We start from the raw sequence: 18046 nt of genomic DNA on the forward strand, positions 1-18046 counted from the left end.
TCGTCCTTACTCTCAGCGCAGCTTCGGGTCGAAGGCGTCACGGACCGCGTCGCCGAGCATGATGAAGGCGAGGACCGTGATGGTGAGCATTCCGGACGGGAACAGCAGCGGGTGCAGTCCCTGCGAGATACGCCCCTGCGCCTCGGAGATCATCACGCCCCACGAGATGGCCGGGGGCCTGATGCCGATACCCAGGAAGCTCAGTGTCGCTTCTGCGCCGATGACGGCACCCAGCGAGATCGTGGCGACCACGATGAGCGGGGTGATCGAGTTCGGCAGTACGTGACGGAACATCATCCGCGAGGTGGAGGCACCGAGCGAGCGGGCGGCGGCCACGTAGTCGGCCTGCTTGACCTGCATGACGGCGCCTCGCATGACGCGGGCCATGGACATCCAGCCGACCACGGTCAGCGTCAGGACCACGGCCATGACGCCGGCGTTGCGCATGCCCTTCTCGTCACGGAAGTTGTTCAGGATGACGATCGCGGCGAGCAGCAGCGGCAGTCCGAAGAAGACGTTGGTGACGAACGAGAGGAGGGCGTCCGTCCACTTGCCGAAGAAGCCACCGAGAACACCGACGAGGCCGCCGATGATCAGGGAGAAGACGGTCGTCAGCACACCCACGATGATCGAGTTGCGAGTGCCGTAGATCGTCTGCGAATAGACGTCGCAGCCCTGGAAGTTGTAGCCGAACCAGGCGCTGCCGCTCGGGCCCTCCATCGAGTGCTTCAGGTCGCAGGAACCCGGGTCGACACTGGTGAAGAGGCCCGGGAAGGCCGCGATGACCAGGATCGCGAAGATGAGGACCGCCGAGACGAGGAACATCGGGCGGCGGATCAGGTCGCGGAAGGCGTCCTGCGCGAGACTGCGCGTCTTCTCCTGCTTCTGCGGGGCCGGAGCGGGCGCGGTGGGTCCGGTCAGGTCCTCGACGACCGTACCGGTCTTCTGGGTCGTGTCACTCATAGCGAATCCTCGGGTCAAGCACGGCGTACAGCATGTCCACGACCAGCGCGGTGATCAGATAGACGAGCACCAGCAGGCTGACGAATCCGACGACCGCCGGACCGTCCTCCACGTTCAGCGAGCTGAACAGCTGGAAGCCCACGCCGGGGATGTTGAAGATGCCCTCGGTGACGATCGCGCCGCCCATGAGGGAGCCGAGGTCGGCGCCCAGGTAGGTGACGACGGGGATCAGCGAGTTGCGCAGGACGTGGATGCCGATGACACGGCTCTTCGGCAGGCCCTTCGCCTTCGCGGTGCGGATGTAGTCGGCGCGGAGGTTCTCCGCGACCGACGCCCGCGCGAGGCGTGCGATGTAGGCGAGCGACACGGAGCCGAGCACCATGCCTGGCAGCAGATAGCTGATGAATCCGTCGTCGGTGCCGGCGACGGGGAACAGTCCCCACTCCTGACCCAGGAAGGTCTGGCTGACGTTACCGAGCACGAAGATCGGGACGGCGATGACGAACAGGGTGGAGACGAGCACCAGGTTGTCGATGAAGCTGCCGCGGCGCATACCGGCGAGCACACCGGCGACGACGCCGATGACGAGCTCGAAGGCGAAGGCCACACCGGCGACCTTCAGCGTCTCGGGCCAGGCCTCGGCCAGGAGCTCGGCGATGGGCCGGCCCTGGGCGATGGACTCGCCGAAGTCGCCCTGGAGCAGTCCGGTGAAGTAGTACCAGTACCGGACGAAGAACGGGTCGTCCAGGTGGTACTGAGCGGTCAGCGTCGCTCTGATGTTGTCGGGTACGGGCTTCTCGCCGTACAGGTTCTGGATGGGGTCGCCACCCATCTGCGTGACGAGAAAGTAGACGATCAACGTGGTGCCGATGAAGACGGGCACCATCTGAAGGATTCGTCGAATGACGAACCGGCCCATGGATCCTCCTCGCGAGAAGCGGCGGGGGCTGGTGTGCCGGCCCCCGCCGCCGTTCTCGACTCTTAAATGTGGGTCAGATGCCTGAGGCCGTTAGGCCTTGGAGATCTTGGTGACGTCGACCCGGTTGAAGAGGTCCATCTCGACGTTCGACACGTTCTTGCTGTGCGCGAACACGTTCTTGCCGAAGCGGAGCGGGATCACCGGCATGTCCTGGACGAGGATGTCCTCGGCCTGCTGCCACAGCTTGATGGCCTCGGCGGAGGTCTTCGCGGCGCGACCGTCCTCGACCAGCTTGTCGAACTTCTTGTTGCTGTAGCCGTAGTAGTTCGAGGAACCACCGGTGGTGAACAGCGGGCCCAGGTAGTTCTCCATGGACGGGTAGTCCATGATCCAGCCCATGCGGAACATGCCGGAGAACTTCTTCTGCTCGACCTGGGTCAGCAGCTCGGCGAACTGCGGGACGGCCGTGCCGACGCAGTCGACGCCGAGGTTCTTCTTGATCTGGTTGCAGGTGGCGTCCACCCACTCCTTGTGAGCACCATCGCCGTTGTAGCCGATGTTGATCTTGTTGCCCTCGACGCCGCCGGCCTTCGCGAGAAGGGCCTTGGCAGCGGCCGGGTCGAACTTGCAGGAGTCACCGCAGGTGTTGTCGCGGTAGCCGCCCACGACCGGGGACACGAAGGAACGCGCCGGGGTCTGCGAGTCGTTGAGGATGACCTTGGTGATCTCCTCGCGGTCGATCGCCATGGAGATCGCCTTGCGGACCTCGGGCTTCGAGTACTTCTTGTCGTACGTCGGGAACGACACGAACTGGAAGGTCGAGGCCGGGGAGGACTTGAAGCGCTCACCGAACTGCTTCGGGGCGTTCGCGAGCTCGGAGCTCGGGACCTGCGGGATGACGTCCAGGGCGCCGGCGACGACGTCCTTATACATCGTCTCCTGCTTCTGGTAGATCTTGTACGTCACCGTGTCCACGTTGGGCTTGTTGTTGCCCGTGTAGTCAGGGTTCTTGACGACCTTGATCGACTTGTTGTGGTCCCACTTGCCCTCGATCTTGAAGGCGCCCTGGCCGATCGGGGCCTGCTCGTAGGCCTTGATGTCCTTGATCGCGGCGTCCGGCAGCGGGTAGAACACCGTGTAGCCGAGGACGGTCTTGTAGTCGGCGAAGGGCTTCGCCAGCTTGACCGTGAAGGTGGTCTCGTCGACGACCTTCAGACCCGAGAGCTCCTTGGCGGTCGGCTCGGGGGCCTTCTTCGGGCCCTCCTCGCCGTCCGGGTCCGCCGGGTTGAGGGCGTCGTAGCCGTCGATCGTGGCGAAGAAGTAGTTGCCGTCGGCCGCGTTCGGGCCGTAGGCGCCCCAGTTCCAGCCCTGGACGTAGCTCTTGGCGGTCACCGGGGTGCCGTCGTGGAACTTCTGTCCCGGCTTGATCTTGACGGTCCAGAGCGAGTTGTCGGTCGTGGTGATCGACTCGGCAGCGTCCTCGACCGGCTGGTTCTTGGCGTCGTAGCTGACGAGCGGACGGAACAGCGCGTCCAGCACCTGCGAGCCCTCGGACTCGGTCGTCGTCTGCGGGACAAGGCGCTTCGGCTCGGAGATGCCGACGCTCACCGCGCCGCCGGCCTTCGCCTTGCCGTCCCCCTTCTCCGCATTGTCCTTACCGCCACAGGCGGTTGCTGCCAGGGCGACGACGATCGCGCCCGCTACCCACTTGGCGCTCTTGGCACCACGCATGGGTTCCTCCTCATGAGTCCACTTGTCACTACGAGAGGGGCTCCTGGAGACGGCCGACACCCCTGACGGCCCAGGACTCCAGCGCCCCGAGTGTGCTCGTGAGTCGGCACTCCCCACAGTGCGTGACCCATTGACCCGAGCTCAATGGAGCCAACTATTAAGTACGTCCGGGCTGTAAACCACACTTAAGTGGTCTCGGTTTGACAACATCACCCCGGCATGGATGACCGAAATCCGGACAAAGCGAGCACAGACAGACACGCCCGAAACGGACTGTTAACACACGTACCGGAGAGCGATGACCGGAATCCGGACGGACCGTCATCGAATTCGGCTTGACGGCGGAGCCGAAACCGCTGGCGCGATCCCCCTCCGACCGGCCCCGCCGAAGAGGGTGGCGGTGACCTTGTTCACACCCTCGACCGGGCCCCGAAGTACGGACCCGGGAGCGGCTCCTGGCGTCCGGAGACGCGACTGGGCCCCGGCGGTATCGCCGGGGCCCAGTCACATTAGCGAGCGCTCACCCGCGCCGTGGCGCGACTTGACGGAGATCTGAGGTCAGGTGTCCCCAACTCCGTCGCGAACGGATCGACTTCAGCTGTTCTTGGCGCGGGAGGACGCACGCCCACGCGCGTTCTGGTCCAGGATGACCTTGCGGATGCGCACGGCCTCCGGGGTGACCTCGACGCACTCGTCGTCGCGGCAGAACTCCAGGGACTGCTCCAGGGAGAGCTTCCGCGGCGGGACGATCGCCTCGAAGGAGTCGGCGGAGGCGGAGCGCATGTTGGTGAGCTTCTTCTCCTTGGTGATGTTCACGTCCATGTCGTCGGAGCGGGAGTTCTCGCCGACGATCATGCCCTCGTACACCTCGGTGCCGGGGTCGGTGAACAGGACACCGCGCTCCTGGAGGTTCGTCATCGCGAAGGCGGTGACGGCACCGGCGCGGTCGGCGACGAGCGAACCGTTGTTACGGGTCGTCAGCGTGCCGAACCAGGGCTCGTGGCCCTCGTGGATCGAGTGGGCGATGCCCGTACCGCGGGTGTTGGTGAGGAACTCCGTACGGAAGCCGATGAGGCCGCGGGACGGAACGACGAACTCCATGCGGACCCAGCCGGAGCCGTGGTTCGACATGTTGTCCATGCGGCCCTTGCGGACACCCATGAGCTGCGTGACGGCGCCCATGTGCTCCTCGGGGACGTCGACCGTGAGGCGCTCGACGGGCTCGTGCGTCTTGCCGTCGACCTCCTTGGTGACGACCTGCGGCTTGCCGATGGTGAGCTCGAAGCCCTCGCGGCGCATCTGCTCGACCAGGATGGCGAGCGCGAGCTCACCACGGCCCTGGACCTCCCAGGCGTCGGGACGCTCGGTGTCGAGGACGCGGAGCGAGACGTTACCGATCAGCTCGCGGTCCAGACGGTCCTTGACCTGGCGGGCGGTGACCTTGCGCTGCTTGACCGCGGACTTGGCGTCCGCGCCCTTGCCCGTGCCGCCGCGGCCGACGAGCGGCGAGGTGTTGGTGCCGATGGTCATGGAGATGGCCGGCTGGTCGACCGTGATCAGCGGAAGCGCGATCGGGTTCTCCGGGTCCGCCAGGGTCTCGCCGATCATGATGTCGGGGATACCGGCGACGGCGCAGATGTCACCGGGGCCGGCGACCTCGGCGGGCTTGCGGGTGAGCGCCTCGGTCATCATCAGCTCGGTGATGCGGACGTTGGAGATCGAGCCGTCCCGCTTGATCCACGCGACCGTCTGGCCCTTGCGCAGCTCGCCCTGCTCGACGCGGAGCAGCGCGATGCGGCCGAGGAAGTTGTCGGCGTCGAGGTTGGTGACGTGGGCCTGGAGCGGGGCCTCCTCGTCGAACGACGGGGCCGGGACGTGCTCCAGGATGGTGGAGAAGAACGGCTCCAGGTTGTCGCTGTCGGCGGGGACGGTGCCGTCCGCCGGCTTGGTCAGCGAGGCGACGCCGTCACGGCCGCAGGCGTAGACGATCGGGAACTCGATCTGGTCCTCGTCCGCGTCCAGGTCCAGGAACAGGTCGTAGGTCTCGTTGACGACCTCGTCGATCCGGGAGTCCGGGCGGTCCGTCTTGTTGATGCAGAGGATGACGGGCAGACGCTGCTGGAGGGCCTTGCGCAGCACGAAGCGGGTCTGCGGGAGCGGACCCTCCGAGGCGTCCACGAGGAGGACGACCGCGTCCACCATCGACAGACCGCGCTCGACCTCGCCACCGAAGTCGGCGTGGCCGGGGGTGTCGATGATGTTGATCGTGATCGGGGCCCCGCCGTCCTTGGGGTGATACTTCACCGCCGTGTTCTTGGCGAGGATCGTGATGCCCTTCTCACGCTCCAGGTCGTTCGAGTCCATCATGCGGTCGTCGAGCTGCTGGTGGGCGGCGAAGGCACCGGCCTGCTTGAGCATGGCGTCGACGATGGTCGTCTTGCCATGGTCGACGTGGGCGACGATGGCGACGTTACGGATGTCGTGGCGCGTGGGCATGGGTGCTTGCGCTTCTCTCGGATCGTGGGATGCGGCGTCAGTTCCTCGTACGCCCGCCGGGCGGACGCGCCACGGCTATGTCCTATGGTACGGGGCTGCCGCGCAAGGGGCTTCCCCGCCCGGATCCGAGAGGGTCTACTGGGGGGGTTTCGGCTCCGCCGGGGCGCGGTGGGGGCGCGCTGTGACGGCGGTACGGCTGCGGTGGTGCGACCGCGGAGTGGCGGCTGGGTGACAACGGGACGGGCCGGGTCAAGGGGCCGACGCGATCCTGCCCGCCGGGGTCACCGGCGGGCAAGGAAGTTGAGCACCTTCTGAGGTTGTGACCTGCGCTTTCAGAGCTTTCAGGGCTTTCAGCGGTTTCGTTCGGCGCCCCTGGCGGTCTCCGGCTTCTTGAAACCGATGTCCTGGTAGCGGGGGGCGCCGAGGCCCCAGGCTCCGGCGTTCACGAGGTCGGCCCTGGCGGCGACCAGCTGGGGGCGCTGATAGAGGGGAATGGAGCCCGCGGCGGCCCAGATCCGGGCGTCGGCCTGACGGACGAGCTCGCGGGCCTCCTCCTCGTCGAGCGTCCCGGCCGCCTGGTCGAAGAGCTGGTCGATGCGGTCGGTGCCGACCCGCGAGTAGTTCTGCTCGACCAGGAGGGAGCCGTCCGAGGCCGGCTCGGGCTTGGCGAAGATCGGCCGCGCGTCGGTCGCCGGGAAGGCGGAGGCGGGCCAGGAGTAGAGGGCCAGGTCGTAGTCGCCCGAGGCCACGTGGTCCTTGAAGAAGCTCTCGTCGGAGACCTTGGTGACCTCGGTGCGGATGCCGACGGCGTCGAGCATCAGGACGATGCGGTCGCCGACCGTCCGCAGCGACTCGGAGCCGGGGCCGGACGGCAGGACGAAGCGGAGGCTGAGGGCCTTGCCGTCCTTGCCGAGGCCCTTGGCGGCCTCGGGGACGGTCACGGGGGCGGCGGTGCCGCGCGGGGCGTAGGCCCCGGCGACGCCCTTGTCGGTCCTGGGCACCGTCTGGGCGGCGCGGGCGGCGGAGCCCGTACCGGTGTCCAGGGCCTCGGCCCAGGCGAGGAGCGCGGCGCTCTGGCGGGCGGCCGCGGGGGCCGGGGCGAGGACGGCGGTGCCGTTCTCGGGGCCGCCGACGACGGGGGCGGGGGCGGCCGGGCGCTCGCCGGGCTTGTCGTCGCCGACGATGTAGAGGCCCTCGTCGGAGGCGGTGTCGGCCGCCTTCCCGGCGTCGGTGGAGCCGGCGCCCGGCTCTCCGGCCTTCCCCTCTGTCTTCTCCCCTGTCTTCTCCTCGGCCTTCTCCGCAGTCTTCTCGCCGGCCTTCTCGCCGGCCTTCTTCTCGGCGGCGGCCTTCTCCGCCTCGCTGCCGGCCTTGGTGCCCGCCTCCGCGGGCTTCCTGGCCGCGCCGCCCGGGACCCAGCCCGCGTCGGCGAGGAGCGCCCGCGCCTCCTTGGTGTCCTGGCTGCCGAGGGCTTCGCTGCTGTCCGCGTACGCGGCCTGGCCGGCGAGGGCCAGGTGGCTGCCGGGAGGATCGGCCGGGAGGCCGAGCGGCTTGAGTACGGCTTCGGCCAGTTCCCGGCGATTGAGGGCACGGGCCACCGCGCGCCGTACCCGCTCGTCGGCGAGCGGACCGGACTCGCCGTTCAGCGAGAGCTGGGTGTAGGCGGGCTCCAGGGACTTGCGGACCACGTACTTCGCGAGGGTGTCCTGCGCGGTCGCGTACCGGGCGATCGCCTTCTGGTTCTCCGCACGGGCGGCCTGGACCTCCTCCGCCTTCTCCTCGTCGGAGCCGTGGGCGAGAGCCCAGGACCTCAAGGCCTTGGAGGGGGTGGTCGAGGAGCCGGGGCCGTGGGCGAGGGCGGCCTGGGCGCCGTTGCGTCCGGCGCGGGCGTCCCGGAGCGCGAGGGCGATCCGTTCGGCGGTGGACCGATCGATCTCGGCCAGGTCGAGGCTGCCCGCGGCGAGCGCGTCCGCCCGGTCGGCCCGGGGGACGGCCTTGAGGACGAGGCTGTCGAGCTTGGCCGGCTGTCCCCACCAGCGGGGGTTGCGGGCGAGGGTGACGGCGCCGCCCTTGCGGTCGATCGCCTTCAGCAGGAACGGTCCCGCGGTGGCCTTGAGGGTGGTGCGGGCCCCGTCGTTGAAGGAGTTCGGGGAGCCCATCACCTGCTTGGGGTAGAGCGGGGTGAAGAGGGACTGCCAGTCGGCGTAGGGCTTGGCGAAGGTGACCCGTACCTCCAGGTCGTTCTTGCCCCGCTCGATCTTCTCGATCCGCTCGTACCCGGAGTTCCGGGCGGTCCAGTACGCGGTGTCGCGGCCGCTCAGGGCCCGCCACTGGGCGACGAAGTCGGGCGCCCCGATCTCGCGTCCGTCGCTCCACACCGCCTGCTGGTTGAGCTTGTAGAGGACGACCTGCTTGGGCTCCGTCTCGACGACCTGCGCGGACTCCAGGTAGTCGGCGTTCCGCTGGGGCCTGCCCCGGCCGTCGATCGTGTAGAGGGAGGGGAGCACCGCCCCGGCGATCCGGGAGGTGGTGCCGTCGGCGTCGGCCTGGAAGGTGTTCAGGGTGGTGGGCAGCGTGTCGACCGCCCAGCGCAGGGTGCCGCCGTCGGCGACCTTCTCGCGCGCGGCGGGCGCGTTGTCCTGGGCCGCGGCCGCGACCTCGTCGGCCTCGTCGCCGGAACTGCATCCGGCGAGGACGGCGACGGCCAGGACGGCGCTGGTGAGGGTGGCGACGGAGCGGAGCGTGCGGGAGCGGGGGCTCCTGGAGCATGTCCTCCCGCGAGGGGCGCCGATCTGGGACATGACGTGTACCCCTTCGTCCAGATTCATTCCATTTGGAGATGATCACACCTATTGCTCATCCACTGAAAAGGACGGAACAGATTCGGCCACGGCGACACGGCGACACGTCCGGAAAACGCCACTCGTGCGGCCCAACCCGCCCGGGGCGGGGCGCTCCTGGGGGGGCGCGGCCGTGGGAGCGGGTCGCCGCCGGCCGGGCGCGGGCCCGGCGGGTTCCGGTCGAGGGCCATCGGCGGTTCAGCCCCGGCCGGCGCCTCCGCGAGCGCCGCACGGAAGGGATTCCGTCCGGCCGCGGCCCGCTCGCGCGGCGACATACCCGGACATAGCCTCCCTTCTGTGACGCGAATAGCCACCCGAGCCCTTCTCGCGGTACTGGTGGCGGCGTGGTGGCTCCTGGTGCCCGCCGTTCACGGTGCCCACGCCGACGACCCCGTCCAGCTGTCCCGCGACGGACAGATCACCGACCGGGTGGACGCCCTCGGCGACCGCCGCGCCTCCGTGGTCCAGGCCCTCGACCGCCTCTACGACGACCGGCGGATCCAGCTCTTCGTCGTCTACGTGAGGGACTTCTCCGGGCGCTCGGGGCAGTCCTGGGCCGACGCCACGGCCGAGCGCAACGGCCTCGGACCCGACGACGTCCTGCTCTCCGTCGCGACCCACGACCGCCTGTACGGCTACTCCGCCGACCCGGACTCGCGCTTCACCCAGGCCCAGCTCGACGAGGTGGCCCGGACCGCGATCGAACCGGCGCTGCGGCAGAACGACTGGGCGGGCGCCGCGATCGGCGCCGCCGACGGGTACTCCGCCGTCCTCGCCGGGCAGCCCGTCCCCACTCCGGCGCTGACCCCCGGGCCCGCCGACCCGGGCGGGGCCGCCGAGGACGGCACCTCCGCGACCGACCTGGTCCTCCCCGTGGTCCTGATCGGCGGCGCGGGAGCCGTGGCGGCGTACGCGTACACCAAACGGCGCCGGCGGAACGAGACCCGCACCACGCCGCAGGGCGGGCAGGGCTGGGGCACCCCCGGGGAGCCCGCGCCGCCGACCCTCGACGAGCTCGACGGGCAGGCCCGGCGGACGCTGGTCGCCACCGACGACGCCGTCCGCACCAGCCAGGAGGAACTCGGCTTCGCGTCAGCCCAGTTCGGCGAGGAGGCCGTACACCCCTTCACCGAGGCGGTCGCCTTCGCCGAGGAGCAGCTGACGGCCTCGTTCCGGCTGCGGCAGAGACTCGACGACGCCTTCCCCGAGGACGACTCGACCCGCCGGAGCATGCTCGACGAGATCGTGCGCCGCTGCGCGGAGGCGAACGCCCGCCTCGACGCCGAGAGCGAGGCCTTCGACCGGCTGCGGGCCCTGGAGCGGACCGCGCCCCAGGCACTGGACTCCGTCGAGGCCGCCGTCCGCGAGCAGACCGCCCGGATGGGCACGGCCGAGGCCGCCCTGACCGCGATGCGCGAGCGGTACGCCGAGACCGCGGCCGCCCCCGTCGCCGGCGACGTCGAACAGGCCAGGGACCGGATCGTGTTCGCGACCGCCCACGTCGACCAGGCCCGCCGGCAGATCGACGCCGGCGAGAACGGCGGGGCCGCCGTCCACATCCGGGCCGCCGAGGGCGCCGTGGACCAGGCGGCCCGGCTGATCGAGGCCGTGGACCGGCGGGCGCAGGAGCTGGCCGAGGCGGTCGGCAGGCTGCCCGGCGCGCTCGCGGAGACGGACGCGGACCTGGCGGACGCCCAGGGCCTGTTGAAGGGGACCGCCGAAGGGGTGTCCACGGCCGACCTCCAGGGCCGGATCGCCCGCGCCGCGTCGGTCGTCGCCGAGGTGCGGCGCCTCGTGGACTCCGGACGGTACGACCCGCTCGACGCCCTGCGCCGGATCGAGGAGGCCGACGCGGCGCTCGACGAGGCCCTGGAGGGCGCGCGGGAGCGCGAATCGGGCAGCCGGCGCGCCCGCGCGCTCCTCGGCCAGGTGATGCTGACGGCCCGCTCGGCGATCGGCGCGGCCTCGGACTACATCACCACCCACCGGGGCGCGGTGGGCAGCGAGGCCCGTACCCGCCTGGCCGAGGCCCAGCGCCGCTGGGAGAAGGCGCGGGCGCTCGCCGACGCCGACGACCCGCAGACCGCCCTCGCGGAGGCCCAGCAGGCGGACGCGCTGGCCCGGCGCGCCCAGGACCTCGCCGAGCAGGACGTGCGGACGTATGGGAACCCGGACGGCCTGGGCGGTGTATCAGGAGTGGGAGGAAGAGGCGGCGGCGGGCTCGGCGGTGCGGTGCTCGGCGGCATCATCCTCGGCGGACTGTTCGGCGGGGGAAGGGGAGGCGGACATGGGGGGACGGGTGGCGGGGGGTTCGGGGGCGGAGGCTTCGGCGGCGGGCCCGGCAGCTTCGGCGGCGGCGGCACGCGCGGCCGGCTGGGCGGCGGAGGCCGTTTCTGAGGACGGCGCGAGCCGGGTCCTCACCCTTTCTGTCCCTCTCAAGGAGAAGAGCCATGAGCAAGCAGACCATCCTCGGCCGGGTCACCCAGCTGGCGAAGGCGAACATCAACGCGCTGCTGGACCAGGCGGAGGATCCGCAGAAGATGCTGGACCAGCTGATCCGCGACTACTCGAACAACATCGCGGAGGCCGAGGAGGCGGTGGCCGCGACCATCGGCAACCTCCGGCTGATGGAGCAGGACCACCAGGAGGACGTCGAGGCGGCGAAGGAGTGGGGCGGCAAGGCGCTCGCCGCCAGCCGGAAGGCCGACGAGCTGCGGAGCGGCGGGCAGACGGCGGAGGCGGACCGCTTCGACAACCTGGCGAAGGTGGCCCTCGGCCGTCAGCTCCAGTCGGAGAAGGAGGCGAGGACGGCGGAGCCGACGATCGCGGCGCAGACCGAGGTGGTGTCGAAGCTCAGGACCGGCCTCGACCAGATGAAGGGGAAGCTGGGCGAGCTGGGGGCCAAGCGCGACGAGCTGGTGGCCCGCGCCAAGTCGGCGCAGGCGCAGAACACGATGATGGACGCCGTGAAGAACATCGACGTGCTCGACCCGACCAGCGAGCTGAACCGCTTCGAGGACAAGGTGCGCCGGGAGGAGGCGCGGGCGATGGGCAAGCAGGAGCTGGCCGCCTCCTCCCTGGACGCCCAGTTCGAGCAGTTGGACGCGCTGGGCGACAGCGCCGAGATCGAGGCCCGGCTGGCGGCGCTCAAGGGCTGATCCCGTCCTGGTTCCGGCGCGTGGCCGGGTGGGGCCGGCGCCGGTCAGAACATGCTCAGGAGCTGTTCCACCGTGGGTTCCGCCGTCCCCTCGCCGTCCGGCAGGGCCAGTTCGAACCAGACGGTCTTGCCGCGCGGGGTGCGACGCGAGCCCCAGGACGAGCTGAGCAGCCCGACGAGCTGGAGGCCCCGGCCGCCCTCGTCGGTGTCCTTGGCCCGGCGGCGCCTCGGCTGGACCAGGCCCGCGTCCCAGACCTCGCAGACGAGGGTGCGGTCGCGGAGCAGCCGCAGCCGGATCTCCCCCTCGCCGTAGCGCAGCGCGTTGGTGACGAGCTCGCTGACGAGGAGTTCGACGGTGTCGACGAGCGGTTCGAGGTCCCAGGCCTTGAGCTGGGTGCGGGCGAGTTCCCGGGCCCGGCCGACCGAGCGGGGCTCCCTGGGCAGCCGCCAGTCGCCGACCGCCTCGCTGGGCAGGCCCTGGATCCTGGCCATGAGGAGGGCGATGTCGTCCTCGCCGTGCCCGGTGTCCAGGCTGTTCAGGACCCGGTCGCAGACGTCCTCCAGGGGACGGGCCGGGTCGGTGAGGGCGCGCCGGAAGGCGGTCAGGCCCTCGTCGAGGGGGTGGTCGCGGGACTCGACGAGTCCGTCGGTGTAGAGGGCGAGGAGGGCGCCTTCCGGGAGTTCGACCTCGACCTCCTCGAAGGGCTCGCCGCCGACTCCGAGCGGCATCCCCGGCGGTACGTCGAGCAGCAGGGCCTCCTCGCCCGGTTCGACGAGCACCGGCGGGAGGTGCCCGGCGTTGGCGAAGGTGCAGCGGCGGGTGACCGGGTCGTAGACGGCGTAGACGCAGGTGGCGAGGTAGACCTCGGAGAGTTCGGGGCCGCGCGACTTGTGGCCGCGGGACTGCTGGGCGCCGATGGGGGCGCCGAGGCCGCGGGCGATCTCGTCGAGGTGGGAGAGGACCTCGGCAGGCTCCAGGTCGAGCTGGGCGAGGGTGCGGACGGCGGTGCGCAGTTCTCCCATGGCGACGGCGGCGCGCAGGCCGCGGCCCATGACGTCCCCGATGACGAGGGCGGTGCGGTGGCCGGGGAGTTCGATGACGTCGAACCAGTCGCCGCCCACCTCGGTGGCGTCGGTGCCGGGGAGGTAGCGGCAGGCGATGTCGAGGCCGGCCGCCTCGGGGTCGCCGGGCGGGAGCAGGCTGCGCTGGAGGATCAGGGCCCGCTCGTGCTCGCGGCGGTAGAGGCGCGCGTTGTCGATGCAGACGGCGGCGCGGGCGGCGAGTTCGACGGCGAGGGCCCGGTCGCGCTCCCCGAAGGGCTCGCTGCCCTTGGTGCGGGAGAACTGGGCGAGGCCGACGACGATGTCGTGGGCGACCATCGGGACGACCAGGGTGGACTGGACGAGGTCGCCGTCGACGCCCGGCACGGTCCGGAGGCGGCCGGTGCGCAGGGCTCCGGCGCACGGCGAGTTGAAGGGGTAGCGGTGGACGGCTCCGACCTGGATCGGTTCGGGTCCGCAACAGCCGCCGCCCGGTTCGCTGCCCTCGCCGGCCCTGAGGGGGGTGTCGGAGACGGCGCTGGCGACGGCGACCCGGCGGAGTTCGGCGCTGCCGCCGTAGCCGACGTCGTGGGAGCCGCCCCACCGGCCGGGCGGGGCCTCGTCGCCGGTGAGCAGGGCCTGGTAGAGGTCGACGGAGGCGAGGTCGCAGAAGCCGGGGACGGCGACGGCGAGCAGCTCGCGCGCGGTGGCCTCCAGGTCGAGGGAGTTGCCTATGCGGGCGCCGGCCTCGTTGAGGAGGGCGAGGTTGCGGCGGGCGCTGGCCGCCTCCCTGGCCGCGTTGTGGCGGCGGGTGACGTCGATGCCGAGGCCCGCGACGCCGATCGGGCGGCCGGAGCCGCTGTGCACCCGGTAGAGGTTGATGGACCAGTGGCGGCGGTCCCGGGCGCCGGGCGCGGCGCCGACGATCTCGAAGTCGGTGACGGACTCCCCGGTCTCCAGGACGCTCCGGAGGGCGGCGGTCATCCGCTCGGCCTCGGGCCGGTTGAGGTAGTCGTGGACGGTCCGGCCGCGGTGGTCGTCGGCGGAGCCGCCGAAGACGGTGGCGAACCGCCGGTTGGCCCGCTTCACGGTGAGGTCGGTGCCGAAGAGGAGGAAGCCGAAGGGGGATTGGCCGAATATCGCCTGGGAGGCGGCGAGGTCGGTCTCGATGCGGCGCAGGGCGCGGACGTCGACGACGATGCAGAGCGCGGCCCGTTCCCCGGACTGGGTCTCGCTCGGCATGACGTACATCTCGGCGATGCCGTGGGGCCGCTCCTCGCCCGGGATCCGGAAGGGGACGAGACCTGTCCACTCCTTGCCGTCGAGGATCTCCCTGACCCGTCGGTGGCCGCGCTCCCGCAGGTCGGCCGGCATGAAGGCCTCGACGGGGTCCTTGCCCCTGGCCTCCTCGGCGGTGACCCCGAAGAGGTCCACGGCTCGTCGGCTCCACTGCTCGACGAGGCCGTCGGGCCCGATCGAGAAGGAGGCCACCCGGATGTAGTCATAGATCGAGCCGGGCGGGCTGCTCTGCCACACGACGCCGCCACTCGCCGTCTCAGGTATCTCGCTCACGCGACCGTCCCCTCCAGCTCACCGCACCGGACCGGCCATGCCCGCAGTATTCAATACGGCAGGCCCCGACGGCACGACGTTCACGATCACAGGGTGGTCTCGGTCGTCCCGCTCCGAGTACCGGTGATCGTTGTCCCTCCCTGTTTACTCACCAGGGAGAGCCAGCTCGAACCATACGGTTTTGCCGGCCCTTCCCTTACGGGTTCCCCAGCGGCGGGCGGAACAGGCCACCAGACCGAGCCCGCGGCCCCCCTCGTCCTCGGGTCCGGGGGCGCGTTCGGTGGGCGGATCCGGAAGCGGATCGGAAACCTCCACGAGCAGCGCGGGCGGGTGGTTCGGGTCCTGGTCGTCGAGCCGGGGGCGGACGAGCCGGACCCCGATCGGTCCGGAGGCGTACCGCAGGGAGTTGGTCACCAGCTCGCTGACCAGCAGGACGGTCACATCGCCGAGGGTCGAGTCGAGCTCCCAGGCCCTCAGGGTCTCGCGCACGGCGTGCCGGGCCGTGCGCACGGCGTTCGCTTCCGCAGGGAAGTACCACTCGGCGCGTTCGCCGTCGGTGTCGATCACACCCGATCACTTCCCCAGCCGTGCGTCAGCAGGAAGGCCCACGTCCTCTTTCAACGGGTCAATCAGGACATACCCGATATTTGGGGTGTGATATCGCGCTGGGCGCAGCAGCGGGCGCACGGTGGCACGAACGGCGTAGAAAGTCAGCCGTGCGCTCCGGTGCCGGGCGCCTCCGGGAGTCTCAGGGCGGCCTCGGCGACGGCGGGGCGGTCCTGGTCGAGCCAGTCGACCGAGTCCAGTTCGGAGCGCGCGAGCCAGCGCAGGGCGTCGTGGTCCTCCAGGGGACGCGGTTCGCCGGAGAGCAGCCGCGCGGTCCAGACCCGGAGGACGTATCCGGGCTTCAGCGGCCACTCGCCGGGGATGCGCTCCCCCGGTTCGACCTCGACGCCGAGCTCCTCCCGCAGCTCTCGCACGAGGGCCTCCTCGGGGCTCTCGCCCGGTTCGAGCTTGCCGCCGGGCAGTTCCCAGCGGCCGGCGAGCTCGACGGGGGCGCTGCGGCGCGCGGCGAGGAGCCGTCCCCGGTCGTACAGGGCTCCCGCGACGACGACCACGGCGGGTTCGCGGGGCGCGGCGGGATCGGTGGTGCGTTCGGTCATGGGCGCGAGCGTAGCCCGGCCCGGCGGGCGTCCGCCGGACTCAGAGGGCGGGGCTGCCGATGTGCTCGACCCAGTAGAGCTGCTTGTGGCCGCGGTCGTCGAGACTGTCGGCGATCTTCTGCGCTTCGTCCTTGGTCGCGTACCGCCCCACCCGGTAGCGGTTGCCGTTGTCGTCCTGCCGAATGACGAGCCAGGCGAGGACGGGGCCGCTCTCGGTCATCTGGCTTCTCCCTCCACCGGTCCGGACGCCGTCAAGGATCTCCGGGAAACCGCAATCCGCATATGCCGGAGCTTACGCCTGACCTTCACACAGCGGATACGGAATTGCACAAAGAGATACGGATCGGCCGGGAACCGACGGAGGGAGGCCGAACCTTCACGCCCCGGGGGCCTCCCCGGCATCCCTCGGGGGAACGGTCGGCACGGGCATCAGGACCGGCCCGCCCGCACCCCCGGGGTCCTTGCGGCAGACGTCCCCGCAGGTGGCGTCGAGCGAGCAGCAGAGGGAGCAGACGGGGCCGGACCGCACCGGGCAGTCGGCGATGTCGGGCAGTTCGTAGGCCGTCTCGCACTCCGCGCAGGTGTGGGTCGCGCGCTCGTCGACGGCTCCCGCCGCCGGGCCGTTCACCAGGTTCGGGCGGGCCAGGTAGTAACGCCCCTTCGTCGCCCGGGCGATCAGCGGGCAGAGGACGAGGGCGAGTCCGGCGGCGATGAAGGTGGAGAACGCCTGCGCGTACGTACCGAAGAGACCGAAGAAGGCGAGGATCGAGACGACGGAGGCGATGACCATGGCGCCGAAGCCCGCCGGGTTCACCGCGTACAGATAGGCGCGCTTGAACTCGATGTACGGGGGGCTCCAGCCGGCCCGCTTGTTGATGACGAGGTCGGCGGCGACGGCCGTGATCCAGGCGATGCCGACGTTGGAGTAGAACCCGAGCAGCTTGTTCAGGGCCGCGAACATGTTCATCTCCATCAGCGTCAGCGCGATGGCGAGGTTGAGGAAGATGTACCAGACGCGGCCGGGGTGCCGGTGGGTGATGCGGGAGAAGAAGTTCGACCAGGACAGCGAGCCGCTGTAGGCGTTGGTGACGTTGATCTTGACCTGGGAGACGATGACGAAGAGGGCGGCGGCGGGCAGGGCGAACGTCCCGAGCCAGGGCTTGAGCGCCTCGATCTGCGGGGCGATCGGCTCCAGGGCGTGGGTCTTGCCGACGGCCTCCAGGGCGACGAAGGCGAGGAAGGCTCCGCCGAGCTGCTTGGCCGCGCCGATGACGACCCAGCCGGGCCCGGCGGCGAGCACGGCGAGGTTCCAGCGGCGCTTGGTGGCCTCCGTCCTGGCGGGCATGAAGCGCAGGTAGTCGGCCTGTTCGCCGATCTGGGCGATCAGGGAGAGCGCGACGCCCGTGCCGAGGCCGAAGCCGATCCACGAGAAGCCGGCGCCGGCGCCCTCCGTGCCGCCGAAGGAGGCGAAGGCGCCCCAGGCGTCGGGGGCCTCGAAGGCCAGGACGACGAAGGGCAGCACCATGCCGACGAGCCAGATCGGCTGCGTCCAGGCCTGCACCTTGGCCAGGGCGCCCATGCCGCGGAAGACGATCGGGATGACGATCAGCGTCGTGATCAGATATCCGATCTCGACCGGCAGTCCGACGGCCTGGTGCATGGCCTGGGCCATGATCGAGCCTTCGAGGGCGAAGAAGATGAAGGTGAAGGAGGCGTAGATGAGCGAGGTGAGCGTGGAGCCGAAGTAGCCGAAGCCGGCGCCGCGGGTGATGAGGTCCATGTCCAGGCCGTAGGTGGCGCAGGCGCGGGCGATGGGGATGCCGGTGAGGAAGATGAGGGTGGCGGCGGTGAGGATCGAGGCGAGTCCGCTGCCGAAGCCGTAGGTGAAGACGATCGAGGCGCCGATCGCGAAGTCGGCGAGGTAGGCGATGCCGCCGAGGGCGGTGCCGGCCACGGTCGCCGGCGACCAGCGGCGGAAGGAGTGCGGGGCGTAGCGCAGCGAGTAGTCCTCGCGGCTCTCGTCCGCCGCCAGCCTGGCGTAGCTGCGGCGGGGGCCGGGAGGTGGCGCGGCCTCCCCCGGCGCCCCGGGGGCCCGGGCGGTGCCCCCGCCCGGCTCCGGGGCAGGGGTGGTCATCGTGTCCGTCATGAGGGTTCCTGTCGTCCGACC

Annotated in this window: 12 protein-coding genes; 2 read left to right on the forward strand and 10 right to left on the reverse strand. The window is 70.6% G+C overall.

Going from position 1 to position 18046, the window contains the following annotated elements; all coding sequences use genetic code 11:
- Window positions 1-12: 12 nt before the first annotated feature.
- The 5 genes from ABT129_RS11035 to ABT129_RS11055 all read right to left on the reverse strand — a co-directional run bounded on the left by ABT129_RS11035 (window position 13) and on the right by ABT129_RS11055 (window position 8907).
- Window positions 13-963, reverse strand: coding sequence for an ABC transporter permease (locus ABT129_RS11035; protein WP_351899411.1), 951 nt, complete (start codon window positions 961-963; stop codon window positions 13-15).
- Complete coding sequence (locus ABT129_RS11040) at window positions 956-1882, reverse strand: ABC transporter permease (protein WP_351899413.1); 927 nt, start codon at window positions 1880-1882, stop codon at window positions 956-958. The genes ABT129_RS11035 and ABT129_RS11040 overlap by 8 nt, the downstream gene beginning before the upstream one ends.
- Window positions 1883-1972: 90 nt before the next feature.
- Entirely contained in the window at window positions 1973-3613 is a 1641-nt protein-coding gene (locus tag ABT129_RS11045) for a peptide ABC transporter substrate-binding protein (protein WP_351899416.1), read from the reverse strand.
- Window positions 3614-4207: 594 nt separating this feature from the next.
- A complete protein-coding gene (typA, locus tag ABT129_RS11050; RefSeq protein WP_351899418.1) occupies window positions 4208-6109 on the reverse strand; it encodes a translational GTPase TypA in 1902 nt (633 codons plus the stop codon).
- A 350-nt stretch (window positions 6110-6459) separates the two neighbouring features.
- Entirely contained in the window at window positions 6460-8907 is a 2448-nt protein-coding gene (locus ABT129_RS11055) for an ABC transporter family substrate-binding protein (protein WP_351899421.1), read from the reverse strand.
- A gap of 336 nt (window positions 8908-9243) precedes the next feature.
- Here ABT129_RS11055 and ABT129_RS11060 point away from each other — a divergent pair, with 336 nt between their 5' ends.
- Window positions 9244-11343 carry a TPM domain-containing protein gene (locus tag ABT129_RS11060; protein ID WP_351899423.1) on the forward strand — a complete coding sequence of 700 codons (2100 nt, stop codon included), beginning with the start codon at window positions 9244-9246 and terminating at the stop codon, window positions 11341-11343.
- 53 nt (window positions 11344-11396) lie between these two features.
- Complete coding sequence (locus ABT129_RS11065; RefSeq protein ID WP_351899425.1) at window positions 11397-12104, forward strand: PspA/IM30 family protein; 708 nt, start codon at window positions 11397-11399, stop codon at window positions 12102-12104.
- Between the two features lie 44 nt (window positions 12105-12148).
- Here the strand turns inward: ABT129_RS11065 and ABT129_RS11070 are convergent, their stop codons facing one another.
- The 5 genes from ABT129_RS11070 to ABT129_RS11090 all read right to left on the reverse strand — a co-directional run bounded on the left by ABT129_RS11070 (window position 12149) and on the right by ABT129_RS11090 (window position 18025).
- On the reverse strand, window positions 12149-14716 hold the full coding sequence (locus ABT129_RS11070; protein ID WP_351899427.1) for a SpoIIE family protein phosphatase: 2568 nt from the start codon (window positions 14714-14716) through the stop codon (window positions 12149-12151).
- A 144-nt stretch (window positions 14717-14860) separates the two neighbouring features.
- Window positions 14861-15283 (reverse strand): ATP-binding protein, encoded by a 423-nt coding sequence (locus ABT129_RS11075; RefSeq protein ID WP_351899430.1) that lies wholly within the window; start codon window positions 15281-15283, stop codon window positions 14861-14863.
- Window positions 15284-15426: 143 nt separating this feature from the next.
- On the reverse strand, window positions 15427-15879 hold the full coding sequence (locus ABT129_RS11080; protein WP_351899432.1) for a (deoxy)nucleoside triphosphate pyrophosphohydrolase: 453 nt from the start codon (window positions 15877-15879) through the stop codon (window positions 15427-15429).
- A gap of 40 nt (window positions 15880-15919) precedes the next feature.
- The gene (locus ABT129_RS11085; RefSeq protein ID WP_351899435.1) at window positions 15920-16099 is read right to left on the reverse strand and encodes an SPOR domain-containing protein; all 180 of its coding nucleotides are present in this window, start codon (window positions 16097-16099) and stop codon (window positions 15920-15922) included.
- A gap of 156 nt (window positions 16100-16255) precedes the next feature.
- Window positions 16256-18025 (reverse strand): purine-cytosine permease family protein, encoded by a 1770-nt coding sequence (locus ABT129_RS11090; protein ID WP_351899437.1) that lies wholly within the window; start codon window positions 18023-18025, stop codon window positions 16256-16258.
- Between the last annotated feature and the right edge of the window lie 21 nt (window positions 18026-18046).

It is taken from the genome of Streptomyces sp. NPDC002057, from assembly GCF_040296665.1.
In the GTDB taxonomy this organism is placed as follows: domain Bacteria; phylum Actinomycetota; class Actinomycetes; order Streptomycetales; family Streptomycetaceae; genus Streptomyces.

Coding starts and splice junctions, on each gene's coding strand:
- ABT129_RS11035 (WP_351899411.1), bottom strand. CDS start 963: ATGAGTGACACGACCCAGAAGACCGGTACGGTCGTCGAGGACCTGACC.
- ABT129_RS11040 (WP_351899413.1), bottom strand. CDS start 1,882: ATGGGCCGGTTCGTCATTCGACGAATCCTTCAGATGGTGCCCGTCTTC.
- ABT129_RS11085 (WP_351899435.1), bottom strand. CDS start 16,099: ATGACCGAGAGCGGCCCCGTCCTCGCCTGGCTCGTCATTCGGCAGGAC.
- typA (WP_351899418.1), bottom strand. CDS start 6,109: ATGCCCACGCGCCACGACATCCGTAACGTCGCCATCGTCGCCCACGTC.
- ABT129_RS11055 (WP_351899421.1), bottom strand. CDS start 8,907: ATGTCCCAGATCGGCGCCCCTCGCGGGAGGACATGCTCCAGGAGCCCC.
- ABT129_RS11090 (WP_351899437.1), bottom strand. CDS start 18,025: ATGACGGACACGATGACCACCCCTGCCCCGGAGCCGGGCGGGGGCACC.
- ABT129_RS11080 (WP_351899432.1), bottom strand. CDS start 15,879: ATGACCGAACGCACCACCGATCCCGCCGCGCCCCGCGAACCCGCCGTG.
- ABT129_RS11065 (WP_351899425.1), top strand. CDS start 11,397: ATGAGCAAGCAGACCATCCTCGGCCGGGTCACCCAGCTGGCGAAGGCG.
- ABT129_RS11045 (WP_351899416.1), bottom strand. CDS start 3,613: ATGCGTGGTGCCAAGAGCGCCAAGTGGGTAGCGGGCGCGATCGTCGTC.